This is a genomic window from Pseudomonas sp. S3_E10 (assembly GCF_054667615.1).
Window position 1 is genome coordinate 4,974,474 of the sequence record NZ_CP162743.1, and the last position, 25,942, is coordinate 5,000,415.

Consider the following 25,942-nt stretch of genomic DNA (forward strand, 5'->3'; position numbering starts at 1 on the left):
TGCTCCCGATAGCACCGGGTCAGCTACAGATGCGTTGGCTGATGCACCGCTGGTGCCGATGGCTGCACCGAACCTGCTCCCAGCGCGATAAACCTTGAGTCCACGTAGGCCGCTAACTGATCGACAATCGCCTGCGGATACCCGGTTACCGCAATCACTGCGCCGCCTCGAAGCTCAGGGGCTAAATTCGGATAACGCTGCTACGTTTAATCTTGGAGTGCGGGAACGCCATGACGCAGACATTTTTTCGTCATGACGGCACTTTAAGCTGCTCATGCAGGTCATCTGTGTGCAGCCGCTTTTAACGTCAACAAGGAGTCCACGATGGATGATTACCAGGAAGAACTGCTGGAGTACCAGGCCTTTGAATGGGATCCGCTGGATCCGGCCGACGACGCCACCGAGCTGTAGGACCGATTTCAGGCGTACTGCCGCTGACTGCGGCGAAACTCCCCTGGGGTCTGGTTGTTCCACCGCCTGAACGCCCGTTGGAATGCTTGGGCCGAGGCAAAACCGAGCAAGTAGGCGATCTCGCCGAACGCCAGTTCCGTATCGCGGATGTAGGTCATGGCCAGGTCGCGGCGGGTATCGTTGAGAATCGCGCGGAACTGAGTACCTTCTTCGGTCAGTTTGCGGCGCAGTGTCCAGGTTGGCAGCTTCAGGCGTGCCGCCACTTCTTCCAGGTCGGGTTCCCGGCCGCCATTGAGCATTGGCCCGAGCAAGCGGGTAATGCGCTCGCGCAGGCTGCGGGTGCGGGTCAACTGCTCCAATTCCCGTTCACACAATTGCAACAACAGCTGCCAGGTACTGGGGCAATGCTGCGGGTTGCGCAGGGCCAGGGTGGCCTGGTTCAGGCGCAGTTGGTTGGCGTCGGCGCCAAAGTGGACCGGGCTGTCGCCCAACAGGCGGTATTGGTCGCTATAGTCCGGTGCTTCGAACTCGATGTCGATGCGTTGCGCCTGCACTGGTTGTTGGGCCAGGCTCGACAGCTGGTGCAGCCAGCCGGCGATGATCGAGTCCACCACAAAGCGGTTATAGGCGTTGTAGGGGCTGATGGAATAGAAACGCAGCCAGGCGCCGTCGGCATCTTCTTCAAAACTGGACTGCCCACGATAATTGGCGCCATACAGCGGCTCGAAGCGCGTGAGCGTGCGGGCCGCCTCGCGGACGTTGGGCGCCTGGGCGGCGGTGACCCCGGCGAGCCCCGCCTGGCTCAAGCGGCTGAGCCGGCCCATGCGCAGGCCCAGGCCGGCGTCGCCGGTGAGTTGGATGGCCGCATGGCCCAGGCGCATGTAGCGTGGGATCGACAAGCGTGCGCCCGCTTCGGCAAGGCGCGCCGCGTCGAGGCCGTATTGCAGCAGCAGCGGTTGCGGGTCCAGGCCATGGCTGCTGATGGCATCGGCCAGGGTGTGCACGAAGCCCACCGACAGATCCCCCAGGCGCACCGGTTTCACGGCGTTACAGCCAGATATTCAATAAGCGCGCACCCTGTGCGTCGCCGTCGGCGCTGATATGCCCGGCGTGGCTCAGGAAGCTCTGCCCGGCGGTGCCCAGGTCCCAGAACTGACCCCGCAGGAACACGCTCATGCCGGCGCTGGCCTGGCTGATCGGTTGTTGGCTGATCAGTGTGAGGCGCCGCCAGGCTTCGCCTTCGCTGAGTTCCTCGGGCTTGAGGCTGATTTCCGGCGGTGTCGACACGCTTTTGAAACCGCGCCACGGCCGTTCCCAGGTATCGCGCCCGAGCACAAAGGCCGGCACCGCGATCAATTGCGCGCCTTGTTCGTTGAGTTTGCGGTAGTTGTCCGGGTACCAGCTGTCGCTGCCCACTAACACGCCGAGGCGTCCGGCTGGCGTGTCGACCACGCTGACGATGTTCTCGTCGCCGGGCTCGATAAAGCCGCGTTCATCGTAGATCGGGTAGAGCTGGCGCTGTGGATCGCCGATCGGCAAGCCGTCCGCCGCGAACACCACGCTGGCGTTGTACAGCGCACCATGACCGATCTGCAGTTGCCCCTGCCTCACCGTCGGGTTGGGCAGGGCGATGGAGCCGGCCACCACGGTAACGCCGAATTCCTTGGCCAGGCCACCGAACAGCACTTGATAGTCACGCGCCATGGTCGGGGCCTTCATGCGCAGGTACGCGTCGTCGCTGCGGCTGGTGCCGGTGGCGCTGATCCAGGCGCGCAGGAATTGCACTGGGTTACTCAATGACAACCAGTTCATCGCATCTTTCACATGCAATGCCTGGTACACCTCGTTTTTTTCGCCGGTGAGCATCAGCCAGGTGCCGATGTGCTCCGGCAGCACCACGATGGTCTTGTCGTTGATCAGGCCTTGGTCCCGGGCGTTTTGCAGGTAGGCCGCGAGTTTCAGGTGCAGGCGTTCCAGGCTTTGGTAATCGGCGGGGTACAGCTGCGGTTGGATGCCCAGCAAGTTGCCGCGATCGGCCGGCTGGCCTTCGTTGACCGCGAGGGTGATGCGCAGGTCCGACAGGTAATGCGCCACGGGGCGCTCCTGGGTCCAGACCAGATACGCGGCGACGGTGGCAACCAGGGCCAGGGTGACGGTGAACGCTAGAAGTTTACGCATGGGGCAACAGACAACAGACCGTGTGCTGGGTTCGCCGACTAGGGTAGGGCGCCTGTGGCGGCTTGCCAAGGGGCGCTGTGCATTTGGATCAATAACTTGTGAGTTTCGGTCATTGAGCGGTAGGGCATCGGCTCTTAGTCTGTGGGACATAAACCGATGGGGCGTCATTCGAACGCCTCACGTCCCGTGATGATCCGTTGTGGAGCTGTACCATGACCGCTGCTGCCTACCCGCACCTGCTGGCCCCGTTGGACCTGGGTTTCACCACCTTGCGCAACCGTACCCTGATGGGCTCGATGCACACCGGCCTGGAAGAAAAACCCGGCGGCTTCGAGCGCATGGCCGCTTATTTTGCCGAGCGCGCCAGGGGTGGCGTGGGCCTGATGGTCACCGGCGGCATTGGCCCGAATGACGAAGGCGGGGTGTATTCCGGCGCGGCCAAGCTGACCACCGACGAAGAAGCGCAAAAGCACAAGATCGTCACCCAGGCGGTGCATGAGGCGGGTGGCAAGATCTGCATGCAGATCCTTCACGCCGGCCGTTATGCCTACAGCCCCAAGCAGGTGGCGCCAAGCGCGATCCAGGCGCCGATCAACCCGTTCAAGCCCAGGGAACTGGACGAAGAGGGCATCGAAAAACAGATCCAGGATTTCGTCACCTGCTCGCTGCTGGCCCAGGTGGCCGAGTATGACGGTGTGGAAATCATGGGCTCCGAAGGTTATTTCATTAACCAGTTCCTCGCCGCCCACACCAACCACCGCACCGACCGTTGGGGCGGCAGCTACGAAAACCGTATGCGCCTGGCCGTGCAAATCGTAAGCCGTGTGCGTGCAGCGGTAGGCCCGAACTTCATCATTATTTTCCGCCTGTCGATGCTCGACCTGGTGGAAGGCGGCAGCACCTGGGAAGAGATCGTGCAGTTGGCCAAGGCGATCGAGCAGGCAGGCGCGACGATCATCAACACCGGCATCGGCTGGCACGAAGCGCGTATCCCGACCATCGCCACCAAAGTGCCACGCGGCGCATTCAGTAAAGTCACCGCCAAATTACGCGGCGCGGTGCAGATCCCGCTGATCACCACCAACCGCATCAACACCCCGGAAATTGCCGAGCAGATCCTCGCCGAGGGCGATGCGGACATGGTCTCGATGGCGCGACCGTTCCTTGCCGACCCGGAGTTCGTCAACAAAGCTGCTGCCGGTCGCGCCGATGAAATCAACACCTGCATCGGCTGCAACCAGGCGTGCCTGGACCACACCTTCGGCGGCAAGCTGACCACTTGCCTGGTTAACCCGCGGGCGTGCTACGAGACCGAGCTTAACTACCTGCCGGTGCGGCAGATCAAAAAAATCGCCGTGGTCGGCGCCGGCCCGGCGGGTCTGGCCGCCGCCACGGTGGCGGCTGAGCGCGGCCATCAAGTGACGCTGTTCGATTCGGCCAGCGAGATCGGTGGCCAGTTCAACATCGCCAAGCGCGTGCCGGGCAAGGAAGAGTTCTTTGAAACCCTGCGCTATTTCAACCGCAAGCTGCAGACCACCCACGTCGAGCTGTGCCTCAACACTCGCGTGGATGCCGCGCAGTTGGCGGCCGGCGGCTACGACGAGATCATCCTGGCCACCGGCATCGCACCGCGCACGCCGGCGATCCCTGGTGTAGAAAACGCCAAGGTGCTGAGCTACCTGGACGTGATCCTCGAACGCAAGCCAGTGGGCAAGCGCGTCGCGGTGATCGGTGCTGGCGGTATCGGTTTTGACGTCTCGGAGTTTCTCGTGCATCAAGGCGTGTCCACCAGCCTGGACCGCGAAGCGTTCTGGAAGGAGTGGGGCATCGACACCCACCTGCAAGCCCGTGGCGGCGTCGCCGGGATCAAGGCTGAGCGCCATGCGCCGGCGCGCGAAGTATTCCTGCTGCAACGCAAGGCGTCCAAGGTCGGCGACGGTTTGGGCAAGACCACCGGCTGGATCCATCGCACCGGGTTGAAGAACAAGCAGGTGCAGATGCTCAACAGCGTTGAGTACCTGAAGATCGACGACGACGGCCTGCATATCCGCATCGGCGCCGAGGGCGAGCCGCAACTGCTGGCGGTGGACAATATCGTCATCTGTGCCGGCCAGGACCCGTTGCGTGAACTGCACGACGGCCTGGTCGCTGCGGGCCAGAACGTGCACCTGATCGGCGGTGCTGACGTAGCGGCCGAGTTGGACGCCAAGCGCGCTATCAACCAGGGCTCGCGCCTGGCGGCCGAGCTGTAAAAACCCATGCGGGGCGGTGTTAGACTACCGCCCCGTTTTTCATGCGGTTCCCCTCCAATGGGCCCCTTCGATTGGCTTCCCTACGCACCCCTTGAACCCTTGGCGCTGGATTGGCTCAATGGCGTCGAGTTGGCCGTGCTGCGCCTGGATCGCATCGACCCGCTGATCAGCGGCAACAAGTGGTTCAAGCTCACCGAGCATCTGGCCCAGGCGCATCAGGCGGGGGCCAGTGGCGTTATCAGCCTTGGCGGCGCCTATTCCAACCATCTGCACGCACTCGCGGCGGCGGGCAAGCGTTTTGGCTTTGCCACCGTCGGCCTGCTGCGTGGCCATGCGCACCACACGCCTACCGTCGAGGATCTGCAGGCATTTGGCATGCACCTGCATTGGCTGGGTTTCGGCGGCTATCGCGCGCGCCATGAGCCGGGTTTCTGGGCGCCCTGGCGTGAGCGTTACCCGCATCTGTATCCCGTGCCCGAAGGGGGCGGCGGGTTGGCGGGCGCAACGGGTTGCCGGGTGCTGGTCGAGCAAGCTCGCGCGCAATTGAGCCACCTGGGTTGGGCCGATTACGACGCCTGGTGGCTGGCGGCGGGCACCGGTACCACGCTGGCGGGGTTGGTCTTGGCCGAGGCGGGGGCGCATTTGGTGTACGGCGCCATGGCGGTGCCGCACGATCATGGCGTGGCGCAAAATGTGAGTGCCTTGGTGCAGGGCGGCTATCAATTGCTGGACGCCAGCCGGGGCGGCTTCGCCAAGGTCGACCCGCTGTTGCGCGACTTTATTGAAACCACGGAGCAGGCCTGCGGCGTGCCGCTGGAACCGCTCTACACCGGCAAAGCGTTACTGGCGTTGAAGCATCAGGTCGAGGCCGGGCACGTCGCGCCCGGCACTCGCCTGATCTTTGTGCACACCGGCGGCCTGCAAGGCCGGCGTGGGTTTACAGCCGGGCGCGCTTGACCGGCATCATGCGCAACGCGGTGTTATCGCGCACCACGTAATGGTGGAAGATCCCCGCCAATGCATGCAGCCCGATCAACCAATAGCCGATCTGGCCGAACAGCACGTGCCAACCTTCAATCTGTTTGGCCAAGGCTTTGTTCTCGCCGATCAACGGCGGCAGCTCGATGCCGTAGAACAGTACCGAATGCCCCTCGGCACTGACGATCAACCAGCCCGCGATGGGCAGGCCGATCATCAAGGCGTACAACGCAAAATGCGTCAGCGTGGCCAACAGGCTCTGCCACTTCGGCGGCGCCGGTACGATCTTCGGCGCAACCCCCAGGCTGCGTGCAAACAGGCGCAGCCACACCAGCACAAACACGGTGAGGCCGAGCATGAAGTGCATCTCGACGATCAGTGTGCGTGCGCCACTGCCTTTGGGGAACTGGCCGCGTAACTCAATGCAGGCGTAGACCACCGCCAGCAGCACCACCATCAGCCAGTGCAGCGCAATCGACATGGTGCTGTAGCGCGTATCGGAATTTTTCCACGGCATCGCTGGGTTTCCTCATTCATCAGGGCAAGCCTCCGTTCTTTGGCGACGGAGTACGGTTACTGTATGCCTGTTTTGAACGGATTACCCGGCGCGAATGCCGCACTATTGACCTCCATCAGCGGCCTTGCGGCATTTCACCGCGCGCCAGGCGCTGGTTGATATCGCTGATTACCGCCGGCAGGTCGGTAATGGTGTCGATCAGGTAGTGCGGGCGCGAGCCTTCGAACATCGCCTCGATGCGCTTGCGCTCGCCGGCCAGTGTGGCGTTGTCCAGGGCGCGAAATTGCTCATAGGTCAGGCCCAGCGCGTTGCCCGAGCAGGTCAGCGCCACGCTCCACATCCCGGCGCGGCGGCCTTCAAGGATGCCCGGCACGGTGTCGTCGACCTTCACACACGCCGCCACATCATCAACCCCCAGGGCAATCACGTTGGCCAGCGCCTGGGCCGGCCATGGGCGGCCGTTGGGTACTTCGTCGGTAGCCACTACATGGTCGGCGACGTAGCCATGGGTGGCGGCCAGGGCGACCACCTTGTCCATCACTTGCTTGGGGTAGCCGGAACACGAGCCGATCCTGATCCCTTGCCCGCGCAGATGCGCGAGGGTGTCGAGGGCGCCGGGGATCAGGGCCGAGTGCTCGGCAATTTTCTCGATCTGCAGGGGCATGAAACGCTGGTAGATGGCGGTCACGTCGTCGTCGGTGGGCGTACGGCCGAACGCCTTGCGGTAGCGCTCGGCGACCTGCGGCTGGTTGCAGAGGGTGCGGATATGGTCCCACTTGCCCATGCCCATCGGGCCACGGGCTTCTTCGATGGAGACTTGCACATCGAACTCGGCGAAGGCTTCGACAAAAATCTGGGTAGGCGCGAAGGAGCCGAAGTCGACCACGGTGCCGGCCCAGTCAAGGATCACGGCCTGGAGGGTGTTGGGGTTTTGATAGTTCATGGTTCAAATCCTGTGGGTAAGGGGGGAATCAAATGTCCAACACGTCCATTTCTTGCAGCACGTGGGCGATGGCCTTGACTGCCGCGCGCATGCCGGTGGCGTCGACGTGGCCGATGCAGCCGACGCGGAAGGTCTCAACCTGGGTCAGTTTGCCGGGGTACAAGATGAATCCCTTGGCCTTGACCCGTTCGTAGAAGTCCCTGAACTGGTAGCGCGGGTCTTTCGGGGCGTGGAAGGTCACGATAATCGGGGCCTGGATAGCGGCCGGGAGGAAGCTGCGCAGGCCGAGCCCGGCCATGCCCTCCAGCAGCGCCTGGCAGTTGTCGGCATAACGTTGATGGCGCGCGGGCAGGCCACCTTGCTCCTGGTATTGCAGCAACGCTTCGTGCAGGGCGGCGACCACGTGGGTTGGCGGGGTGAAGCGCCATTGGCCGGTCCTGGCCATGTAGGTGTATTGGTCGAACAGGTCCATCGCCAGGGAGTGGCAGTTGCCTTGGGCGGCGGCCAGTGCCTGCTTTTCGGCGAAGACGAAGCCCATGCCGGGCACGCCCTCCAGGCATTTGCCGGAGGCGGCGATCAGGGCGTCGAACGGCACTTGGCGGGCATCGATGGGCAGCGCGCCGAAGGAGCTCATGGCGTCGATGATCAGGCGCTTGCCGTGGTGCTTCACCACCTGGGCGATTTCCGGCAGCGGGTTGAGGATACCGGTGCTGGTTTCGCAGTGAATCAAGGCAACGTGGGTGATGCCCTCGTCGGCCTGCAACAGGCGCTCGACATCGGCGGCCGTCGTGGGCTCATCTTCAGCGGTTTCAAAGGTGCTGAAGTCGCGGCCCAACACTTCACAGATGTTCGCCAGGCGCTTGCCGTAGGCGCCGTTGATCAGCACCAGCACCTTGCCATTACGCGGGACCAGGGTGCCGATGGCGGCCTCGACGGCAAAGGTGCCGCTGCCCTGCAAGGGGACGCAGTGATGGCTGGCCGCACCGTGGAGGATCGCCAGTAACCGGGCGCAGACGCTGGCGGTGAGTTGGTTGAAACCTTCATCCCATGAACCCCAGTCCACCAGCATCGCCCGGCGCGTGCGGTTCGCTGTGGTCAGGGGGCCAGGGGTGAGCAGGAGGGGCGCGGCAGGGGTCATCTCGTGTCCTCGTAAACAACGGTGTGAATCTACGGCGCCTAAATTGCAGTTTGGCTTGTTATCAATCAAATTGTTTGTTGTTATGCGAGCTATCAGTGAGGCCGATAGCTATGAACCTGTTCCAATTGCGCGCATTCGACGCGGTGGCCCGCGAGGGCAGCTTTACCCGTGCGGCGGCGCGGCTGTTTATCAGTCAGCCGGCGGTGACCGGGCATATCAAGGCCCTGGAGGAGTACTACCAGATTCCCCTGTTGCGTCGCACCGCCCGGCGGGTGGAGTTGACCGAGGAGGGCGCACGCCTGGCCGCGATCACCCGGGCGATCTTCGGCCTGGTGGACGAGGCGCAGACGCTGCTCGAAGCCAATCGGCAATTGCTCACCGGGCGCCTGGAAGTGGCGGCGGACGGCCCGCACCTGGTGATGCCGATGATCGCCAGCCTGCGCGCGCGTTACCCCGGCATCACCGTCAACCTGCGCTTGGGCAATGCCCAGGAAACCCTGGCCGCGTTGTTGTCCGAGCACGCGGATGTGGCGGTGCTCACCGAAGTGCAGGCGCGCAATGGCCTGCACTTGCAGCCCCTGGACGAATCACGCATCTGCGCCTTGGTGCCGGCCGGTCACCCCTGGGCGATGCAGGCCGAGGGCATTCGTCTCGAACAGCTCCATGAGGTGATCATGGTGCTGCGTGAACCCGGCTCCATTACCCGTCGCACCTTTGACGATGCCTGCCAGGCGGCCGGTGTGCAGCCTAGCGTGCTGCTGGAACTGGACAGCCGTGAAGCCGTGACCGAAGCCGTTGCGGCGCAACTGGGCGTGGGGGTCGTGTCGTCATTGGAGGTCAGCCCCGACCCCCGCGTGCAGGCGATTGCCCTTCAGGGCCATGGGCTGGTCAATCGACACCTGCTCGGTTGTTTGGAGCGGCGGCGCTCATTGCGCTTGATCCAGGCGTTTTTCGACTTGGCGCCCTGAGGGTTTTTTGGTGGAACGATGCGTTCTCGCGCTATAAACTCTGCCCCCAAAGCGCCGGCCAGTAGACGTCTCGGCGCTATGGAAATCAGAGAGTGAGTCATGGGCGCACAGTGGAAAGTCAAACATAAAGAAGCGGCATCCAATGCCAAGGGCAAGATCTTCGGCAAGCTGGTGAAAGAAATCACCATCGCCGCCCGCAACGGTGCCGACACCGCGACCAACGCCCACCTGCGTCTGGTAGTGGAGCAGGCCAAAAAAGCCTCGATGCCTAAAGAAACCCTGGAACGCGCGATCAAGAAGGGCGCCGGTCTGCTCGGTGAGACCGTGCAGTACCACCGCGTGACCTACGAAGGGTTTGCCCCGCACCAGGTGCCGCTGATCGTCGAATGCGTGACCGATAACATCAACCGTACCGTGGCCGAAATCCGCGTGGCGTTCCGCAAGGGCCAATTAGGGGCTTCGGGCTCAGTGGCCTGGGACTTCAACCACGTCGGCTTGATCGAAGCTTCCCCGGACAGCCCGGACGCCGATCCGGAAATGGCCGCTATCGAAGCCGGCGCCCAGGATTTTGAAGAGGGCGAGGAAGCGGGTACGACCCTGTTTATCACCGAGACCACCGACCTGGATGCGGTACAGAAAGCACTGCCGGAGCAGGGTTTTACCGTGCTGTCGGCCAAGCTGGGCTACCTCTCGAAAAACCCGGTGAGCGGTTTGACCGATGAGCAGATGGCTGAAGTCGAGGCGTTCCTCGAAGGCCTGGACAATCATGACGACGTGCAGGACATGTTTGTCGGTTTGGCGGGCTGATTCTTATCTGGATGCATGGGGGCAAAATGTGGGAGGGAGCAAGCCCCCTCCCACATTGGTTTCAGGGGTGTTGGATAGATTTGAGCAAGACCTCTACCTCTTCAAAGCTTGGTCGCGCCAACACATCCGACTGACAGCAGGTTCTATGCAGTTCCAGCAGTTCGTCGCTCGCTCCCCCCTCAACCCGCGCCAGCAACTCCCCCAGCAACACCCCGAACGCCCGCACTTCAATCCGCTGCAACGCCCACGTTTCGAGAGTGTCCGCCGTGGCATGGAACGACGCCGCGCCAAAATCCCCGAGCAGACAACTCCCCGCGTCATTCCACAGAATATTGTGGCCGTACAGGTCGCCATGGGTGATGCCGTGGCGGTGCAAATGCGTGGCCACCGAAGCGATGCCCCGGGCCATGCGCAGGGCCACTGCGGCACTGAAGCGAGTATCGGCGGCGTACACGTCGCGGGTACATGAGGCCAGGCTCGGCAGGCTCGCGAGGTTGCGGTAGCTCGGGTCGATCAGGTCCATTACCAGTGCGGCCTGTTGGTCGGGATGGCCGACCACGCGGCCTTGCACCTTGATCAGGTTGGGGTGCAGCCCGGCGGCGATGCACGCCTGCATTTCGTGCAGCGGCGAGCCGTCGCTGGTGATGGTGCCTTTGTAGAGCTTGACGGCGACAGGTGTGCCTGTGGGTTTGCGCAGCGCTTGGCGAATCACTCCCGATGCTCCTTCGCCCAGCACCTCGCCCAGTTCCAGCTCTGCCCAGGGAATAGTCGGCGTGGCGTCGTCGGTAACCACCTTCACCGCCATTTCTACCGGGTTACCGGCATAGGCCAGCCAGGTCAGGCTTGGCAGCGTCAGCAGCCACTCGGGCAGGCGGGTGAAGCGGTTGGAGGCAATGCGCAGCAGTTCGAGGTGGTGACAGTTGGCCAGGCTGTCCGGCAGCTCTGCCAGGTGGTTGCCGGCCAGCATCAGCTTTTGCAGGTGGGGGCGCTCGCCCAATTCGCGGGGCAATTGGCTGATGCGGTTGTCGGTGAGGATCAGCCAGCGCAGCAAGGGCGGCAGCGCGGCGGCGGGGACGTGGCTGATGCGGTTGGCCTTGAAGCCGATCATGCTCAGTTGCGCGCACTGGCCCAGGCATTCGGGCAGCTCGGTGAAGGCGTTGTCCGAGCAAAACAGCACACGCAGGTGCGGCAGGCGGTGTAGGTCGTCGGGCAACTGGCTCAGGGCGTTACCGCTGAGGTTGAGGATTTGCAGGGAATCGGCCAGTTCGAAGATTTCCCGGGGGAACTCGGTAAGCCCGCAAGACAGGTCCAGGCGCGTAATGCCGGCCAGTTGGCCGGCCTTGAGTTGGGCGAGGGTATGCATGAACGGCGCGGTCACTCGGCTAGGGGGTAAAGGGCGTTCATGATACCGGGTCGGGCAGCGGTTGCGGGCTGGCCTGTTGCAATTGGTTCAGGCGGCTGGCGGTACGGGCGAGGTCGATGGCCTGGCCGCTCAGCGCCTGTGCCAGCGGTTGGTCGCCGATCAACACCACATGCTTGTCCTTGTCGTAGAGCACGTCCACCAGGTTGATAAAGCGCTGCTGCACGGCGATCGGGCAGTGCGCCAGAGGCGGCAGGCCGTCGATGATCCAGTGGTCGAAAGCCTCGCACAACAGCAGATAGTCCATCACCGCGGTCAATTGTTCGCAGAGGTCGTTGAAGGTGAACGCGACAGTGCGCGCCTGATGAAAGCGGCAGATCAGCTGCCGGTTTCCGACCGCCAGGGGGTGCGCCGGGCCATCCGTGGCGGGCAGCCCGAGCGCTGCACGCTGGGCCGCGGTGCCTGGCCACAGGTAGTGCCCGGTGGTAAAGCGCTGCGTGGCATGGGCCTGGGGCAGGCTGCGAAAATCCTTGGGTGAATTGACCTCCAGCACGTCCATGCGCGCGGCGATCAAGTCGATCACCGGCTTGAAACGCTCGTGATACAGCGGGTTGGGCAACAGGCCTTCGGGCGGATAGTTGGAGGTGACCAGTACCAGCACACCCCGCTCGAACAGGGCTTTGAACAGCCGCGTGATCAGCATGGCGTCGCCGATGTCGTGGACGTGGAACTCGTCGAAACACAGCACCCGGCAGCCGGCGAGCAGTGTGTCGAGGGTCACGCCCAGTGCGTCGTCCGCGGCTTGGTGCGCGAACATGCCCCGGTGCAAGCGAGCGAAAAAACCATGAAAGTGCACGCGTTGTTTCTCGGCGATGGGCAGCGCCTCGAAAAAACCATCCAGCAGCCAGCTTTTGCCACGCCCCACCGGGCCGTGCAGGTACAGGCTGCGGGTGGGCTGGTTGGCGAGCAGGTGTCGGGTTTCGCGGGCCATGGCGGCGATCGCCTGGGCCTGGCCCGCGCTGAGGGTATACCCCTGCTGTCGGGCCTTGTTCTGAAAGAACGTCTGGATGGGCGAGTGTTTGTGGCTGTCGGAAGGTTTACCGAGCCAGCGACGGATCAACGAAAGCACGGCCAATGCGAGTCACTCTGTAGTGCGGTGGTCGCTCACTTTAGGACGCTCGCTGTGATTTGACCAATACAGAAGGCGCCTGCGTTCGCCTAGAACTGCAACACATGCGTGGGCGCCAGATCCGCCGGGCTGACCACCGCATAGTTGTAGCCGGCGCCGGACCAGTATTGCGCTTGCAGCCCGTTTGCCGTGCGGCTGCCGTGGGGCAGGAAGCCATTGTTCGGACCCGGTGGGCGAATGTAAAAGCTGATGCGCCGACCTTGTGGGTCTTCGTATAGCACCATGGCAGCCGTGCCTTGCTCGGTGTTGAGTAGCCGCCCGCTGACCGGTTTGAACCCCGATGGGCTCAAATCCGGCAGGCGATGGGCCTGGTTGAAATAGCGGTCGAGCCACGCCTGCATGGTGCCGCTGTCCTGGGCACGGTAATCGGCGGGCAGGACACCGTCCTGGGCAAACAGGCGGAATGCTTGCATCGCGTCGGCCATCGGTAGCATCGACGGTTGAGTGGCTTCGCGGGCGTGCCAGCCGCCGAGGCCGCCGAGGCTCACGGCGATCAACAGCACGGCGGCCGTCGCAAGGTGGCGGCGCGATTGGAGCCTGATGCGCCGACGAATCAGCGCCGGGTCCAGGTCGGGGTTGGCCGGCAGTTGCAGGGTGCCGCTCAATGAGGCACGCAGCACGTGCGCGTCCTGCTGCCAGGCATGTACCTGGGCGGCGGCGTCGGGGTGGGCGGCGAGCCAGGTTTCGAGGACTCGGCGATCACTTTCCGGCAGTTGGTGATCGACGTAGGCATGCAGGTCGCGTTCGCAGGGGGGCAGGCTGATCATTTGAGTATCCGCAGGGAAGGGCTGGCAATTTCACCATCGCTGAGTTGCCGCAGGGCTTGGCGGGCGCGTGACAGGCGTGACATCACGGTGCCAAGCGGCACATCGAGTATTTCGGCGACTTCCTTGTAGCTCAAGCCTTCGACCGATACCCACAGCAACAACGCGCGCTGTTCGGTGTTGAGTTGATCGAACGCTTGCAGGGTCGACTGGGCGATCACCGTACGCTCGACGGATGGCTGCACATCCTCGCGGCCGGTGAAAAACGCCAGCATGCGCGCATAGCGCCGGGTGCGGCGGTGGGCATCGAGGAACTGGCGATAGAGGATCGAGAACAGCCATGCACGCAGGTCGCCTTCGATGCGCTTGTCGGCCCAGCGGGTAATCGCCCGTTCCAGGGTCGATTGCACCAGGTCGTCGGCGCTGCTGGCGTTACGGGTCAGGGACACGGCAAAACGCCGCAGCCTGGGGATGAGTTCACGTAACGGTTCGTCGAGTTCATGCATGGGATGTCTGGCTGGTCACTGCGCTGGGACTAGAGAGACGCCCGGCGCTGGCGGTTATTCCGGGCCACGGAAAATAAATCCGCGGCGAGGGAATAGGGTGGATCGGCGTTCGTCTCAATGCTCCGACCTTATGTTTGACCCCCTAAGGCCTTTGGCCCTGGAGTTTGTTCATGGTAGATCACTCATCACCGCCCCGTCCCCCGTTGAGTACGGCGAGCCTGATCGCGCGCCTTGCCGGTATCGGCGCCGTGGTTGCCGTTGTTGCGGGGGCATTTGCCTACGTCAATGGCACGCTCGACCCACAACGGCTGCGTCCGAAAACCTTGGTCAACGCCTTGGAAACCAATAATGGCGTGCACGCAGGCTTTCGGCGTAACCATGCCAAGGGCGTGTGCGTGGCCGGGTATTTCGAGAGCAGCGCCCAAGCCCGCGCGTATTCCAGCGCACAGCTGTTCAGCGACGCCAGGACCCCGCTGATCGGCCGGTTTGCCTTGCCCAGCGGTAACCCCTATGCGCCGGACAGCAGTGTGCCAATCCGCAGTTTTGCCGTGCAATTGAGCCAGGCCAACGGCCAGCAATGGCGCACGGGAATGAACAGCATGCCGGTGTTCCCCGTGGGCACTCCCGAGGCGTTTTACCAGTTGCTCAAGGCTGGCGCGCCGGACCCGGCCACCGGCAAGCCGAACCCGGCAAATATGCCGGCGTTTTTTGCCGCGCATCCGGAGGCCGCGCCATTTTTGGCGTGGGTCAAGACCGCCAAGCCCTCGGCCAGCTATGCCACCGAAACCTATAACGGCATCAACGCGTTTTACCTGGTGAGCGCCGAGGGCAAGCGTCAGGCCGTACGTTGGAGCGTAGTGCCCCAACACGAGGATGCCGAGGGCGAGACCGCACCGGCCGGCGCTGACTTCCTCGAAAAAGACCTGGTGCAACGTCTGGCTGCCGGCCCGTTGCGTTGGCAGTTGAACATGACCCTGGCCAACCCCGGCGACCCGCTGGACGATGCGAGTAAGCCCTGGGCCGGTGAGCATAAGGTCTTGAACGCCGGCACCCTGGTGCTGCAAAGCAGCCAGCCCCAGGCGGAGGGCGATTGTCGCGACATCAACTTCGACCCGCTGGTTCTGCCCAGCGGCATCGAAGCCTCCAATGACCCGCTGCTGGCCGCGCGTTCGGCGGCGTATGCCAGCTCGTACCTGCGCCGTGCCGGTGAAGTCAGCCCGTTGCACAGCGCCCCCAAGGAGTCGAAACCATGAATGCACAACCGCGCTTTTTCGCGCCTTTGGCGCGCCTGCTGCATTGGCTGATGGCGTTGCTGATCATTGCCATGCTGTTTATCGGGGCAGGGCTGGCGGCGTCGGTGTCGCAGCGGCATGAATGGTTGATTCACCTGCATAAACCCTTGGGGATTGCGATCCTGGCACTGGTGATTGTGCGCCTGGTGGTGCGCTTTTCTACGCGCCAACCGCCATTGCCCGCCGACTTGCCGCGTTGGCAAGTGCTGGCGGCCAAGGCGTCTCATCTGCTCTTGTATGCCTTGATGCTGGTGTTGCCGTTGTTGGGCTGGGCGATGATTTCGGCGGCGGGCGACCCGGTGATGCTCGGCAGTTCGGTACGGTTGCCGGCGTTGGTGGCGGCGGATGCGCCATTGTTTGCGCTGTTGCGCAAGGCCCATGGGTATTTGGCCTACCTGCTGTTCCTGACGGTGCTGCTGCACTTGGCGGCGGCGCTGTTCCATGGCTGGGTTCGGCGTGATGGTGTGCTGCAGAGCATGACCGGCACCAAGGGCTGATGCCGGGGGCAGGGGTTAGCGCAGGGCTGTGACGATATCGGCCACGGTGCTCAGCACATCCTTGCCCAATTGCTTGGACCGTTCACCTGACCAGCCGGTTTTTGGGTTGGGGGCGTCATTGTTGTCCTTGAAGGGCATTTCCAGGGTCAGGGACAGGCAATCGTATCGCTCGCCGACCGCATTGCAGGCCAGGGTCATATTGGCTTGGCCTGGCTGGTCGCGGGTGTAACCGTGGGTGGTCTGGAAGTCGCGGGTCAAGGCGCTCAAGTGGCGGCGGAAGTGTTTTTCCAAGGTCTCGATACGCGGGGTGTAGCCCGGGTTGCCTTCGCAAGCGGCGGTGAACACATAGGGGATTTCTTCGTCGCCGTGGATATCGAGGAACAGATCGACACCGTACTTCTCCATTTGCTGCTGCACAAACAGCACTTCCGGGCTGTTCTCCTGGCTGGCGCTTTGCCAGGCGCGGTTGAGGTCCTGGCCGGCGGCATTGGTGCGCAGATGGCCATGGAAGGCCCCGTCTGGGTTCATATTGGGCACCAGGTACAGGTCGGCCACCTTCAGGAGCTTTTTCACCTCGGCATCGCCGTCTTGTTGCAGACGCTCGATGATGCCTTCCATAAACCATTGCGCCATGTGCTCGCCAGGGTGCTGCTGGGCGATGATCCAGACCTTGCGTCGGCCCTCGCCGCCTTTGCCACGGCGAAGCAGTTGGATGTCGCGCCCCTCGACACTTTTGCCCGTGGCCAACAGCTTAGTGCCGGCGTATTTCAATGCCTGCTCGATCAGCCAGGCGTGGCGTTCGCGGCTGTAGGGTTCGAAATAAGCGAACCAGGCGTGTTTCTCGCGGGTTTCCAGGCTGATGTGCAGGATTTCTCCATCAAAGCGCGTAGGCACTCGGAACCAGTTGACATGGTCATAGGACGCCACGGCGTTGTAGCCGCTCCAGGCATGCTTGTAGGAAGACTTGCCCGCGTTGCTCAGGCGGAACGTGTGGGTGTGGCCCACATGCATGCCTTCGGCCTTGAAATGAAACCATTGGAAATGCTGGCTGCGAGTATCGGGTTTGATTGCCAGCAGCAACTGATAGGCATCACTGGCGTCGAGCACCTGGATGTTGCCACTGTCGAAGTTGGTGCTGATCTTGATGGAGGTCAAGGCCACGGTCATAGTCTGGTTGCCTGAATATGAGTGTTGTGGCGGCTATATTACACAGGAGTCCGGTAAAGCCCGGATGCAAAATTGTTGCGAGGAGGGGGCGTCGTCCATGACGCGGCCGCAGCTTAGAATTTATGAGATTGATTCTCAAGCGCTATTTCGCAGAGATACGAGCCGGAGCGCTACGCTGGCTTTCATTAGGCGATGGTCTTTTGCTACCATGCGCGCCATCAAGCAGCACACAGTCTTCATTAGCCTGAAGCCATGCCAGGGAAACTGGCAAAAAAAAGACCCGGCCAAAGAGCCGGGTCAAAAACCGTGATTAGCCTGATGAGGAGATATTCCAAGAGTCCGACCTAAGGTCCCTTGGACTATCGACTGATCTCGCGATCAGCTGATCCCAATAATAATCATTATCATTTGCAAGTCAAATGTTTTTATCCGTGGGATAGAAATATTTTTCCTTCGGGCCTTCTATACGTTCGCTTGAGCCTCTGTCGCCTGCAACGAGCGCTCCAGCATCGCCTTCGCCATATCAATCAAATACACCACTGAAAACGCCAGGTCGCGGTGATTGCCTTGATGGCTGCTTGCTGACTCGTAGGCTGTTGCCGCCGCACTGCGCAGCAGGTCGGAGGCGTAGACCAGCGCCTCCTCCTGGCTGATGCCAGGCTTGATGGCAAACATGGCCTCGTCCGGGGCGGGTGCCGACATTTTTTCTTTCAAATAAAAGTCCAGCGCGCGCTGGGCAGCACCGCTGCCACGCAGGTCGTGCGCGTCATTGTTTTCGGTTGGTTCGGGCAGGAGGTACGGGCTCGTCGTCATAAGGGGCGGTACTCTGGGTGGGTGTCGAAAACCTTATGCCTGATGATAGTACGTGTCGTATTAATGTCGTTTCGTGGATTACTACAAACTGTTTATTGCCCTGAAAAATACCTGACGTATTGTCTGGCCCCATGGATAACTGGATAGCGTTGGTCAAGGCCAACATGAAAGACCGCAAGGTCACGCAGGGTGAGCTGGCTGAACGCTTGGGCATGTCCCAGGGCGGCGTCGGCCATTGGCTCAACAAACGCCGCGTGCCGAGCCTGGCGGACATGAACCGGGTGCTCGAAGAACTGGGCCTGGGTTATCTGGAAGTGGTGCAGGAAGTCCGCGAAAAGGCCCGCGACGCACCAGCCCTGTCAACACAGTACAACCCGTATTTTCGTTACCCGGTCAACGACTGGAGTGGCCTGTGCGAAGTCCGCGAAGAACGCCAGGCCTACGGCGCCGCGCGTTTCGAAACGACCGACTACCATGCGCGAGGCGACGCCTTCTGGCTGCCGGTTACAGGCGATGCCATGACCGCACCCAGCGGCCTGAGCATCGCTGCGGGCATGATGATCCTGGTGGATCCGGCCCTTAGCGCCGAGCCCGGCAATTTGGTGGTCGCCCAATGGGCTGACCGGCCTCACGCGACGTTCCGCCAGCTACTGGAAGAGAGCGGCCAGCGCTACCTGGTGCCGCTCAACCCCACTTATCCGAAACAGCTGTTTGACGCCGATTGCCGCATCCTTGGCGTCGTGGTGCAGGCCACCGCGAAGTTCTAGCCGACTGTTTCGAGCTCCACCAGTGCGCACCCCTCGGCAACCATTTCGCCCTCCTGGCAGAACAGCGCCTTGACCACCCCCGCCTGGGGCGCGCGGATGCTGTGCTCCATTTTCATTGCCTCCAATACCACCAGTTGCGCGCCGGCTTCGACCGCTTGGCCAATGTCCACCAGCACCCGTACGATGCTGCCGTTCATTGGCGCCGTGAGGCCTCCCTGGTGAGACTGGCTGGCCTCCACCGCTGCAATCGGGTCGAACAGGCTGACGCACTGCATCTCGCCATCCCAACGCAAAAACACCGCCCCCGCGCGACGCACCGCCAAGTGTGAACGGCGCACGCCCTGACGCTCGATCAGCAACTGTTCGCCCTGCAACTGCGCAGCATCTGCCGCCAACGTCACCAACCGATCCTGTCCGTTGCAGCTCAGGTGCAACGACACCTCGGCGGGCAAACCGGCACGAAAACCACGTCTATCCGCCCACGGCCCTTCAGCCACGGGCAAGCTCTGCATAAAGGCCGCGCCCGCCGCCTGCCAGAACTCATCGCTCAATTCACCGGGTGGCGGTAGCAACTCATCCTGATAACGTGGAATAAACCCGGTATCCAACTGCGCGGTTGCAAACGCCGGGTGCCCGATGATGCGCCGCAGGAACCCCAGGTTGGTCTTCAGCCCGCCGACGGCAAATTCATCGAGCATACTCAGCAAGCGCAGGCGTGCCTGTTCACGGTCCTCGCCCCAGGCAATCAGCTTGCCGAGCATCGGGTCGTAAAAGGGCGATACGCTGTCACCTTGCTCGACACCGCTGTCTACCCGGCGGCCCGCACCGGGTGCCGATTCGCGATACAGCGCCAGATGCCCGGTGGCGGGCAGGAAGTCATGGGTCGGATCTTCGGCATACAAGCGCACTTCAATCGCGTGGCCGATCAGCGGCACTTGTTCCTGGGTGAGCGGCAGCGCTTCGCCCTGGGCCACGCGAATCTGCCAGGCTACCAGGTCCAGGCCGGTAATCGCCTCGGTCACCGGGTGCTCCACCTGCAACCGCGTGTTCATTTCCATGAAAAAGAACTCGCCGCGTGCGTCCAGCAAGAACTCCACCGTGCCGGCGCCTACGTAGCCAATAGCCTGGGCCGCCCGTACGGCGGCTTCGCCCATGGCCCGGCGTTGTTCAACGCTCAACCCCGGTGCCGGTGCTTCTTCGACGACTTTTTGATGGCGACGTTGGATCGAGCAATCCCGCTCGTTGAGGTACAGGCAATGCCCGTGTTGATCGGCAAATACCTGGATCTCCACATGGCGTGGCTTGAGCAGGTATTTCTCCACCAGCATCTGCCCATTGCCAAAGGACGACAGGGCTTCACGCTGGGCCGAGGCCAGGGCTTCGGCGAGTTGGTCGACGTGCTCGACCACCTTCATGCCCTTGCCGCCGCCACCGGCTGTGGCCTTGAGCAGTACCGGGTAACCGATGCGTGCGCAGGCTTCGCGGAAAGTCTCCAGGTCCTGGGCTTCGCCGTGATAACCCGGTACCAGTGGCACGCCGGCGGTCTCCATCAGCGCCTTGGCGGCGGATTTGCTGCCCATGGCGTCGATGGCCGAGGCGGGTGGGCCGAGGAAGATCAGGCCCGCGGCTTCAATCGCGCGGGCAAAGGCGGCGTTTTCGGACAGGAAGCCGTAGCCCGGATGAATCGCCTGGGCCCCGCTGGCCTGGGCGGCGGCGATGAGCTTGTCGATTTGCAGGTAGCTCTCCGTGGCCTTGCTGCCGCCCAGGTCGACGCGGACATCAGCCTCGCGGCTGTGTCGCGCGTCGCGGTCGATGGCGCTGTGCACGGCGACCGTGGTCAAGCCCATGGCCTTGGCGGTACGCATCACCCGGCAGGCGATTTCGCCACGGTTCGCCACCAGTAAGGTGGTCAACGTGCTCATGAGCGCGGCTCCTGCGGTTGCCAACTGGGCGCACGTTTTTGCAGGAAGGCTCTCAAGCCTTCCTGGCCTTCGGCGCTGACGCGAATCCGTGCGATGGCATTTTCGCAATAGCGACGCAGGGCAGGGGTGAGGGCGCCGTTACCCACTTCACGCAGTAAGTCTTTGCTGGCGCGCATCGCGGCGGGGCTGTTGTGCAGCAGGTTGGCGATCCACTGTTCCACGTGCGTGTCCAGCTCGCCCGCCGGATAGCTTTCCGCGAGCAGGCCGATGTCCCGCGCACGCTGGCCGCCAAAGCGTTCGGCGGTAAGGGCATAGCGCCGCGCCGCACGCTCGCCGATGGCCTGCACCACGAAGGGACTGATCACCGCCGGTGCCAGGCCGATACGCACTTCCGACAGACAGAACTGCGCGTCGTCGGCGCCGATGGCCATGTCGCAGCAACTGATCAAGCCCAGCGCGCCACCATAAGCCGCCCCTTGCACCACCGCCAGGGTAGGGATTTTCAGCTTGGCCAGGTTGTACATCAGCTCGGCCAGTTCGCGCGCGTCGTCGAGGTTGGTGTGGTAATCCAGCTCGGCCGACTGCTGCATCCAGGCCAGGTCGGCGCCGGCGCTGAAGTGCTTGCCGCGCCCGCGCAGCACCAGGAAACGCAGGGAGGCATCGCCTTGCACGTGGTCGAGGGCGATGATCAGTTCGCGGATCATTTCGGCGTTGAACGCGTTGTTCTTGGCTTCACGACTGAGCCACAGCGTGGCAAAACCACGGCGGTCGGTGATCAGTTCGAGGGTGTTGAAATCGCTCATGGGGTACAGCTCCAGTTACATGCGGAACACGCCGAAGCGGCTCGGCTCGATGGGGGCGTTCAGCGCGGCGCAGAGGGCCAGGGCCAGCACATCGCGGGTCTGCAACGGGTCGATCACGCCGTCATCCCATAGGCGCGCGCTGGAATAGTAGGGGTGACCCTGGGTTTCATACTGGTCGAGGATCGGCTGTTTGATCGCCGCTTCCTCCTCGGCACTGAAGGGGTTACCGGCCCGCTCGGCCTGCTCACGCTTGACCTGCACCAGCACCCCGGCGGCCTGCTCGGCGCCCATCACACCAATGCGCGCGTTGGGCCACATCCACAAAAAACGCGGGTCGTAGGCGCGGCCGCACATGCCGTAGTTACCGGCGCCAAAGCTGCCGCCGATGATCACGGTGAATTTCGGCACCTTGGCGCAAGCCACGGCAGTGACCAGTTTGGCGCCATGCTTGGCGATGCCGCCGGCTTCGTATTTTTGCCCGACCATAAAACCGGTGATGTTCTGCAGGAACAGCAGCGGGATTCCGCGTTGGCAGGCCAGTTCGATAAAGTGCGCGCCCTTTTGCGCCGCTTCGGCGAACAGAATCCCGTTGTTGGCCAGGATTGCAATCGGGTAGCCGTGCAGGTGCGCAAAACCGCACACCAAGGTGGTGCCGAACAGCGCCTTGAACTCATCGAACACCGAACCGTCCACCAGCCGCGCGATTACTTCGCGCACGTCGAACGGCTGCTTGGCATCGGCCGGGATCACGCCATACAACTCTTCGCCGCTGTACAGCGGCGCCATCGGCACGCGCTGGGCCAATTGGCCGTGCTTGCGCCAGTTGAGGTTGGCCACGCTGCGCCGGGCCAGGGCCAGGGCGTGTTCGTCGCTGTCGGCATAGTGGTCGGCCACGCCGGAGACCTTGCAGTGCACATCGGCACCGCCAAGGTCTTCGGCGCTGACCACTTCACCGGTGGCGGCTTTCACCAGCGGCGGGCCGGCGAGGAAGATGGTGGCCTGGTGGCGCACCATAATCGCTTCGTCGGCCATGGCCGGTACATACGCGCCACCGGCGGTGCATGAGCCCATCACCACGGCGATCTGCGGGATGCCCTGGGCACTCATGTTGGCCTGATTGAAGAAGATGCGCCCGAAGTGTTCTCGGTCGGGGAACACTTCGTCCTGACGCGGCAGGTTGGCGCCGCCGGAGTCCACCAGGTAGATGCACGGCAGGCGGTTCTGCTCGGCGATGGCTTGGGCGCGCAGATGTTTTTTCACCGTGAGTGGGTAGTACGAGCCGCCTTTCACCGTGGCGTCGTTGGCGACGATCATGCATTCGACGCCCTCCACGCGGCCGATCCCGGCGATCACCCCGGCGGCGGGCACATCCTCGCCATACACTTGGTGAGCGGCCAATTGGCTGAGTTCCAGAAACGGCGAGCCGGGGTCCAGCAGGCGGTTGATGCGCTCGCGCGGCAGCAGCTTGCCCCGTGAGGTATGCCGCTCCTGAGCCTTGGCGCCGCCGCCTTGCTGCACGTGGGCGAGCAAGGTGTGCAGGGCGTCGACCTGTTGGCGCATTGCCGCGCTGTTGGCGGCGAATTCCGCCGAGCGCGGGTTGAGTTGGGTGTGCAGGGTGGCCATGGCGCGTTCCCTCAGCGGGTTTCGTTGAACAGTTCGCGCCCGATCAGCATCCGCCGAATCTCACTGGTGCCGGCGCCGATTTCGTACAGCTTGGCGTCACGCAGCAAGCGCCCGGCGGGGAACTCATTGATATAGCCATTCCCGCCCAGAATCTGGATGGCATCCAGGGCCATTTGCGTGGCGCGTTCGGCGCTGTACAGGATCACCCCGGCGGCGTCCTTGCGTGTGGTTTCGCCGCGCTCGCAGGCCTGCGCAACCGCGTAGAGGTAGGCACGGCTGGCGTTGAGTTGGGTGTACATGTCGGCGACCTTGCCCTGGATCAGCTGGAACTCGCCGATGCTCTGGCCGAACTGCTTGCGGTCATGGATATAGGGCACGATCAGGTCCATGCAGGCCTGCATGATCCCGGTGGGGCCGCCGGAGAGCACCACGCGTTCGTAGTCGAGGCCGCTCATCAGCACTTTAACGCCACCGTTGAGTACGCCGAGGATGTTCTCCTGCGGCACTTCGACGTCGTCGAAAAACAGCTCACAGGTATTGGAGCCGCGCATGCCCAGCTTGTCGAATTTGTTGCTGCGGCTGAAGCCTTTCCAGTCGCGCTCGACGATAAACGCGGTGATGCCATGCGGGCCCTTGTCCAGGTCGGTCTTGGCGTAGATCACATAGGTGTTGGCGTCGGGACCGTTGGTGATCCAGGTCTTGCTGCCATTGAGCACGTAATGGTCGCCACGTTTGTCGGCGCGCAGCTTCATCGAGACCACATCGGAGCCGGCATTCGGCTCGCTCATGGCCAGGGCGCCGACGTGTTCGCCGCTGATCAGTTTGGGCAGGTAGTTGAGTTTCTGTTCGTGGTTGCCGTTGCGGTTGATCTGGTTCACGCACAAGTTCGAGTGCGCGCCGTAGGACAGTGCCACCGAAGCCGAGCCACGGCTGATTTCTTCCATGGCGACCACGTGGGCCAGGTAGCCCAGCCCGGCGCCACCATATTCTTCCGCCACGGTGATCCCCAACAGGCCCATGTCTCCGAACTTGCGCCACAGGTCGGCGGGGAACAGGTTATCGATGTCGATCTGTGCCGCGCGGGGAGCGATTTCCTTGGCCACAAAGGACTGCACCTGGTCGCGCAGCATGTCGATGGTTTCGCCAAGGGCGAAGTTCAGGGACGGGTAACTCATGGACAGGCACCTTAATGTCAGCGTTGTTGTTGTGTCGATGGCGCGCCAGGGGAGGGCGCTCACCTTTACGTTAACGTAAGCTTGCGTTACGACGCTGTCAATCGTAGTTTACGTTCACGTCAACCTACAAAAAAGACAACAGGGGTCGTTATGGATCAACCGCACCCGAGCTACAGCCGTGGCTCTCAGGATAAGCCCTTACTGGCCATGACCATTGGCCAGGCCTTCGATCACACGGTGGCGCAATACCCCGACGGCGAAGCCCTTGTGGTGCGTCATCAGCAGCGCCGCTATACCTGGCGGCAACTGGCCGAAACGGTTGAACTGCACGCCCGTGCATTCCTGGCGTTGGGCATGCGGGCCGGCGACCGCCTGGGGATCTGGGCGCCCAATTGTGCCGAGTGGTGCATCAGCCAGGTCGCCAGCGCCAAGCTCGGGGTGATCCTGGTGAATATCAACCCGGCCTACCGCAGCAGTGAGCTGGACTACGTGCTCAAGCAATCCGGTTGCCAATGGCTGGTATGTGCCGGGTCGTTCAAAACCTCCGATTACCACGCGATGCTTCAAGAGCTGAAGCCCGATCTGCGCGGCCTCATCAGCCTTGACCCCAACCCACCTTCGGGGTTCTTGCCCTGGTCGCAACTGACGGCCCTCGGCGCGGGTGTGCCGCCCGAGCAAGTGCACCGCCGCCAGGCCAGCCTGCACGTCGACCAGCCCGTGAATATCCAGTACACCTCCGGCACCACCGGCTTCCCCAAGGGTGCCACCCTCAGTCACCACAACCTCCTCAACAACGGCTACATGGTCGGCGAAAGCCTGGGCCTGACTGCGCGGGATCGCCTGGTGATCCCGGTGCCGCTGTATCACTGTTTCGCGATGGTTATGGGCAACCTGGGTTGCATCACCCACGGCACCACCATGATCTACCCCAATGACGGCTTCGACCCGCTGCTGACCCTCACCGCCATCGCCGCGGAGCGCGCTACCGGCCTGTACGGCGTGCCTACCATGTTTATCGCCTTGCTCGACCACCCACGGCGGGGCGAGTTTGAATTGTCCAGCCTGCGCACCGGCATCATGGCCGGCGCCACATGCCCCATCGAAGTGATGCGCCGGGTCATCAATGAGTTGCACATGGGCGAAGTACAAATCGCCTACGGCATGACCGAAACCAGCCCGGTGTCGTTGCAGACCGCTGCCACGGACGACTTGGAACGCCGCGTCACCACGGTCGGCCGCACCCAGCCGCACTTGGAACACAAGATTATCGACGGCGATGGCAACACGGTCGCGCGCGGTGAGATTGGCGAGTTGTGCACCCGAGGCTACAGCGTGATGCTCAGCTACTGGAACAACCCCGAAGGCACCCGCGACGCGATTGACGAGGCCGGCTGGATGCACACCGGCGACCTGGCGACCATGGACGAGCAGGGTTACGTGTGCATCGCGGGGCGTAACAAGGACATGATCATCCGTGGCGGCGAGAACGTGTATCCGCGGGAATTGGAGGAGTTTTTCTTCACCCATCCGGCGGTGGCGGACGTGCAGGTCATCGGTATTCCCGATGAGCGTTACGGCGAAGAGATCGTCGCCTGGGTCAAATGTCATTCAGGCCATATGGTCAACGAGCTTGAGCTTCAGAACTGGTGCAAGGGCCGCATCGCGCACTTCAAGACGCCGAGGTATTTCAAGTTCGTGGAGGCGTTTCCCATGACGGTGACAGGCAAGATCCAGAAGTTTCGGATGCGTGAGATCACCCTGAAGGAACTCGGCCGCGCTTGACACACTTCGGCATACGCAGGGCGATACTCGTGTGCCGCCTGTGTGCCGGTGCCACAGCCTAGGGTAGCGAATCTATTTCGCTCCCCCAGG

The 25,942-nt window shown here is 62.8% G+C and carries 23 protein-coding genes and 1 pseudogene; 8 read left to right on the forward strand and 16 right to left on the reverse strand.

The window, feature by feature from the left end; all coding sequences use genetic code 11:
* Positions 1 to 47: 47 nt before the first annotated feature.
* From AB4N98_RS22860 to AB4N98_RS22870, 3 genes and pseudogenes are all read right to left on the reverse strand, one after another.
* Positions 48 to 158: pseudogene (locus tag AB4N98_RS22860) on the reverse strand (transketolase-like TK C-terminal-containing protein); the annotation flags it as partial.
* A gap of 261 nt (positions 159 to 419) precedes the next feature.
* The gene (locus AB4N98_RS22865; RefSeq protein ID WP_017527098.1) at positions 420 to 1,454 is read right to left on the reverse strand and encodes an AraC family transcriptional regulator; all 1,035 of its coding nucleotides are present in this window, start codon (positions 1,452 to 1,454) and stop codon (positions 420 to 422) included.
* Positions 1,455 to 1,458: 4 nt separating this feature from the next.
* Positions 1,459 to 2,589, reverse strand: coding sequence for a carbon-nitrogen hydrolase family protein (locus AB4N98_RS22870; RefSeq protein ID WP_065877496.1), 1,131 nt, complete (start codon positions 2,587 to 2,589; stop codon positions 1,459 to 1,461).
* Positions 2,590 to 2,801: 212 nt separating this feature from the next.
* Between AB4N98_RS22870 and AB4N98_RS22875 the strand changes: the two genes are divergently transcribed.
* Together AB4N98_RS22875 and AB4N98_RS22880 are read left to right on the forward strand one after the other, a co-directional pair.
* Positions 2,802 to 4,841 (forward strand): NADPH-dependent 2,4-dienoyl-CoA reductase, encoded by a 2,040-nt coding sequence (locus tag AB4N98_RS22875; RefSeq protein WP_017527100.1) that lies wholly within the window; start codon positions 2,802 to 2,804, stop codon positions 4,839 to 4,841.
* A gap of 57 nt (positions 4,842 to 4,898) precedes the next feature.
* Positions 4,899 to 5,798, forward strand: coding sequence for a 1-aminocyclopropane-1-carboxylate deaminase/D-cysteine desulfhydrase (locus AB4N98_RS22880; protein ID WP_017527101.1), 900 nt, complete (start codon positions 4,899 to 4,901; stop codon positions 5,796 to 5,798).
* Here AB4N98_RS22880 and AB4N98_RS22885 read toward each other — a convergent pair.
* The 3 genes from AB4N98_RS22885 to AB4N98_RS22895 all read right to left on the reverse strand — a co-directional run bounded on the left by AB4N98_RS22885 (position 5,779) and on the right by AB4N98_RS22895 (position 8,417).
* Complete coding sequence (locus AB4N98_RS22885) at positions 5,779 to 6,336, reverse strand: cytochrome b (RefSeq protein ID WP_017527102.1); 558 nt, start codon at positions 6,334 to 6,336, stop codon at positions 5,779 to 5,781. The two genes, AB4N98_RS22880 and AB4N98_RS22885, sit on opposite strands and share 20 nt — an antisense overlap.
* A gap of 115 nt (positions 6,337 to 6,451) precedes the next feature.
* Complete coding sequence (gene phnX / locus AB4N98_RS22890; protein WP_068931684.1) at positions 6,452 to 7,279, reverse strand: phosphonoacetaldehyde hydrolase; 828 nt, start codon at positions 7,277 to 7,279, stop codon at positions 6,452 to 6,454.
* Between the two features lie 28 nt (positions 7,280 to 7,307).
* A complete protein-coding gene (locus AB4N98_RS22895; protein WP_217855183.1) occupies positions 7,308 to 8,417 on the reverse strand; it encodes a 2-aminoethylphosphonate--pyruvate transaminase in 1,110 nt (369 codons plus the stop codon).
* Between the two features lie 110 nt (positions 8,418 to 8,527).
* Here AB4N98_RS22895 and AB4N98_RS22900 point away from each other — a divergent pair, with 110 nt between their 5' ends.
* Positions 8,528 to 9,385, forward strand: a complete 858-nt coding sequence (locus AB4N98_RS22900) for a LysR substrate-binding domain-containing protein (protein WP_017527105.1) — start codon at positions 8,528 to 8,530, stop codon at positions 9,383 to 9,385.
* Positions 9,386 to 9,484: 99 nt separating this feature from the next.
* Positions 9,485 to 10,192, forward strand: a complete 708-nt coding sequence (locus AB4N98_RS22905; RefSeq protein WP_017527106.1) for a YebC/PmpR family DNA-binding transcriptional regulator — start codon at positions 9,485 to 9,487, stop codon at positions 10,190 to 10,192.
* Between the two features lie 61 nt (positions 10,193 to 10,253).
* Here AB4N98_RS22905 and AB4N98_RS22910 read toward each other — a convergent pair whose 3' ends face one another.
* The 4 genes from AB4N98_RS22910 to AB4N98_RS22925 all read right to left on the reverse strand — a co-directional run bounded on the left by AB4N98_RS22910 (position 10,254) and on the right by AB4N98_RS22925 (position 14,011).
* A complete protein-coding gene (locus tag AB4N98_RS22910; protein WP_065877769.1) occupies positions 10,254 to 11,555 on the reverse strand; it encodes a protein kinase in 1,302 nt (433 codons plus the stop codon).
* A gap of 37 nt (positions 11,556 to 11,592) precedes the next feature.
* Positions 11,593 to 12,687 (reverse strand): cell division protein ZapE, encoded by a 1,095-nt coding sequence (gene zapE / locus AB4N98_RS22915; RefSeq protein ID WP_065877493.1) that lies wholly within the window; start codon positions 12,685 to 12,687, stop codon positions 11,593 to 11,595.
* Positions 12,688 to 12,770: 83 nt separating this feature from the next.
* A complete protein-coding gene (locus AB4N98_RS22920; RefSeq protein WP_068931686.1) occupies positions 12,771 to 13,508 on the reverse strand; it encodes an anti-sigma factor family protein in 738 nt (245 codons plus the stop codon).
* Positions 13,505 to 14,011 (reverse strand): sigma-70 family RNA polymerase sigma factor, encoded by a 507-nt coding sequence (locus AB4N98_RS22925; RefSeq protein WP_065877491.1) that lies wholly within the window; start codon positions 14,009 to 14,011, stop codon positions 13,505 to 13,507. Before AB4N98_RS22925 ends, AB4N98_RS22920 begins: the two co-directional genes overlap by 4 nt.
* Before the next feature lie 170 nt (positions 14,012 to 14,181).
* Here AB4N98_RS22925 and AB4N98_RS22930 point away from each other — a divergent pair, with 170 nt between their 5' ends.
* Complete coding sequence (locus tag AB4N98_RS22930; protein ID WP_017527111.1) at positions 14,182 to 15,264, forward strand: catalase family peroxidase; 1,083 nt, start codon at positions 14,182 to 14,184, stop codon at positions 15,262 to 15,264.
* Entirely contained in the window at positions 15,261 to 15,800 is a 540-nt protein-coding gene (locus AB4N98_RS22935; protein ID WP_017527112.1) for a cytochrome b, read from the forward strand. The genes AB4N98_RS22930 and AB4N98_RS22935 overlap by 4 nt, the downstream gene beginning before the upstream one ends.
* Positions 15,801 to 15,815: 15 nt before the next feature.
* Here the strand turns inward: AB4N98_RS22935 and AB4N98_RS22940 are convergent, their stop codons facing one another.
* Positions 15,816 to 16,967, reverse strand: coding sequence for a M14 family metallopeptidase (locus AB4N98_RS22940; protein ID WP_017527113.1), 1,152 nt, complete (start codon positions 16,965 to 16,967; stop codon positions 15,816 to 15,818).
* 462 nt (positions 16,968 to 17,429) lie between these two features.
* A complete protein-coding gene (locus AB4N98_RS22945) occupies positions 17,430 to 17,780 on the reverse strand; it encodes a DUF6124 family protein (RefSeq protein WP_017527115.1) in 351 nt (116 codons plus the stop codon).
* A gap of 131 nt (positions 17,781 to 17,911) precedes the next feature.
* On the opposite strand from AB4N98_RS22945, the gene AB4N98_RS22950 reads away from it, so the two are divergent.
* Positions 17,912 to 18,547: a LexA family protein gene (locus AB4N98_RS22950; RefSeq protein ID WP_065877490.1), complete on the forward strand. Its 636-nt coding sequence runs from the start codon at positions 17,912 to 17,914 to the stop codon at positions 18,545 to 18,547.
* Here the strand turns inward: AB4N98_RS22950 and AB4N98_RS22955 are convergent.
* Genes AB4N98_RS22955 through AB4N98_RS22970 form a run of 4 tightly spaced genes read right to left on the reverse strand, consistent with a single transcriptional unit; the run spans position 18,544 to position 24,070 of the window.
* The gene (locus AB4N98_RS22955; RefSeq protein ID WP_065877488.1) at positions 18,544 to 20,469 is read right to left on the reverse strand and encodes an acetyl/propionyl/methylcrotonyl-CoA carboxylase subunit alpha; all 1,926 of its coding nucleotides are present in this window, start codon (positions 20,467 to 20,469) and stop codon (positions 18,544 to 18,546) included. The two genes, AB4N98_RS22950 and AB4N98_RS22955, sit on opposite strands and share 4 nt — an antisense overlap.
* Positions 20,466 to 21,272 (reverse strand): gamma-carboxygeranoyl-CoA hydratase, encoded by an 807-nt coding sequence (locus tag AB4N98_RS22960; RefSeq protein WP_017527118.1) that lies wholly within the window; start codon positions 21,270 to 21,272, stop codon positions 20,466 to 20,468. Before AB4N98_RS22960 ends, AB4N98_RS22955 begins: the two co-directional genes overlap by 4 nt.
* Positions 21,273 to 21,287: 15 nt before the next feature.
* Positions 21,288 to 22,895 (reverse strand): carboxyl transferase domain-containing protein, encoded by a 1,608-nt coding sequence (locus AB4N98_RS22965; RefSeq protein WP_065877484.1) that lies wholly within the window; start codon positions 22,893 to 22,895, stop codon positions 21,288 to 21,290.
* Positions 22,896 to 22,906: 11 nt separating this feature from the next.
* Positions 22,907 to 24,070: an isovaleryl-CoA dehydrogenase gene (locus tag AB4N98_RS22970; RefSeq protein ID WP_017527120.1), complete on the reverse strand. Its 1,164-nt coding sequence runs from the start codon at positions 24,068 to 24,070 to the stop codon at positions 22,907 to 22,909.
* Positions 24,071 to 24,220: 150 nt separating this feature from the next.
* Between AB4N98_RS22970 and AB4N98_RS22975 the strand changes: the two genes are divergently transcribed.
* The gene (locus AB4N98_RS22975) at positions 24,221 to 25,852 is read left to right on the forward strand and encodes an AMP-binding protein (protein WP_460148934.1); all 1,632 of its coding nucleotides are present in this window, start codon (positions 24,221 to 24,223) and stop codon (positions 25,850 to 25,852) included.
* Positions 25,853 to 25,942 lie beyond the last annotated feature (90 nt).

Coding starts and splice junctions, on each gene's coding strand:
- AB4N98_RS22870 (WP_065877496.1), bottom strand. CDS start 2,589: ATGCGTAAACTTCTAGCGTTCACCGTCACCCTGGCCCTGGTTGCCACC.
- AB4N98_RS22875 (WP_017527100.1), top strand. CDS start 2,802: ATGACCGCTGCTGCCTACCCGCACCTGCTGGCCCCGTTGGACCTGGGT.
- AB4N98_RS22880 (WP_017527101.1), top strand. CDS start 4,899: ATGGGCCCCTTCGATTGGCTTCCCTACGCACCCCTTGAACCCTTGGCG.
- AB4N98_RS22885 (WP_017527102.1), bottom strand. CDS start 6,336: ATGCCGTGGAAAAATTCCGATACGCGCTACAGCACCATGTCGATTGCG.
- phnX (WP_068931684.1), bottom strand. CDS start 7,279: ATGAACTATCAAAACCCCAACACCCTCCAGGCCGTGATCCTTGACTGG.
- AB4N98_RS22895 (WP_217855183.1), bottom strand. CDS start 8,417: ATGACCCCTGCCGCGCCCCTCCTGCTCACCCCTGGCCCCCTGACCACA.
- AB4N98_RS22900 (WP_017527105.1), top strand. CDS start 8,528: ATGAACCTGTTCCAATTGCGCGCATTCGACGCGGTGGCCCGCGAGGGC.
- AB4N98_RS22905 (WP_017527106.1), top strand. CDS start 9,485: ATGGGCGCACAGTGGAAAGTCAAACATAAAGAAGCGGCATCCAATGCC.
- AB4N98_RS22910 (WP_065877769.1), bottom strand. CDS start 11,555: ATGCATACCCTCGCCCAACTCAAGGCCGGCCAACTGGCCGGCATTACG.
- AB4N98_RS22920 (WP_068931686.1), bottom strand. CDS start 13,508: ATGATCAGCCTGCCCCCCTGCGAACGCGACCTGCATGCCTACGTCGAT.
- AB4N98_RS22925 (WP_065877491.1), bottom strand. CDS start 14,011: ATGCATGAACTCGACGAACCGTTACGTGAACTCATCCCCAGGCTGCGG.
- AB4N98_RS22930 (WP_017527111.1), top strand. CDS start 14,182: ATGGTAGATCACTCATCACCGCCCCGTCCCCCGTTGAGTACGGCGAGC.
- AB4N98_RS22935 (WP_017527112.1), top strand. CDS start 15,261: ATGAATGCACAACCGCGCTTTTTCGCGCCTTTGGCGCGCCTGCTGCAT.
- AB4N98_RS22940 (WP_017527113.1), bottom strand. CDS start 16,967: ATGACCGTGGCCTTGACCTCCATCAAGATCAGCACCAACTTCGACAGT.
- AB4N98_RS22945 (WP_017527115.1), bottom strand. CDS start 17,780: ATGACGACGAGCCCGTACCTCCTGCCCGAACCAACCGAAAACAATGAC.
- AB4N98_RS22950 (WP_065877490.1), top strand. CDS start 17,912: ATGGATAACTGGATAGCGTTGGTCAAGGCCAACATGAAAGACCGCAAG.
- AB4N98_RS22955 (WP_065877488.1), bottom strand. CDS start 20,469: ATGAGCACGTTGACCACCTTACTGGTGGCGAACCGTGGCGAAATCGCC.
- AB4N98_RS22960 (WP_017527118.1), bottom strand. CDS start 21,272: ATGAGCGATTTCAACACCCTCGAACTGATCACCGACCGCCGTGGTTTT.
- AB4N98_RS22965 (WP_065877484.1), bottom strand. CDS start 22,895: ATGGCCACCCTGCACACCCAACTCAACCCGCGCTCGGCGGAATTCGCC.
- AB4N98_RS22970 (WP_017527120.1), bottom strand. CDS start 24,070: ATGAGTTACCCGTCCCTGAACTTCGCCCTTGGCGAAACCATCGACATG.
- AB4N98_RS22975 (WP_460148934.1), top strand. CDS start 24,221: ATGGATCAACCGCACCCGAGCTACAGCCGTGGCTCTCAGGATAAGCCC.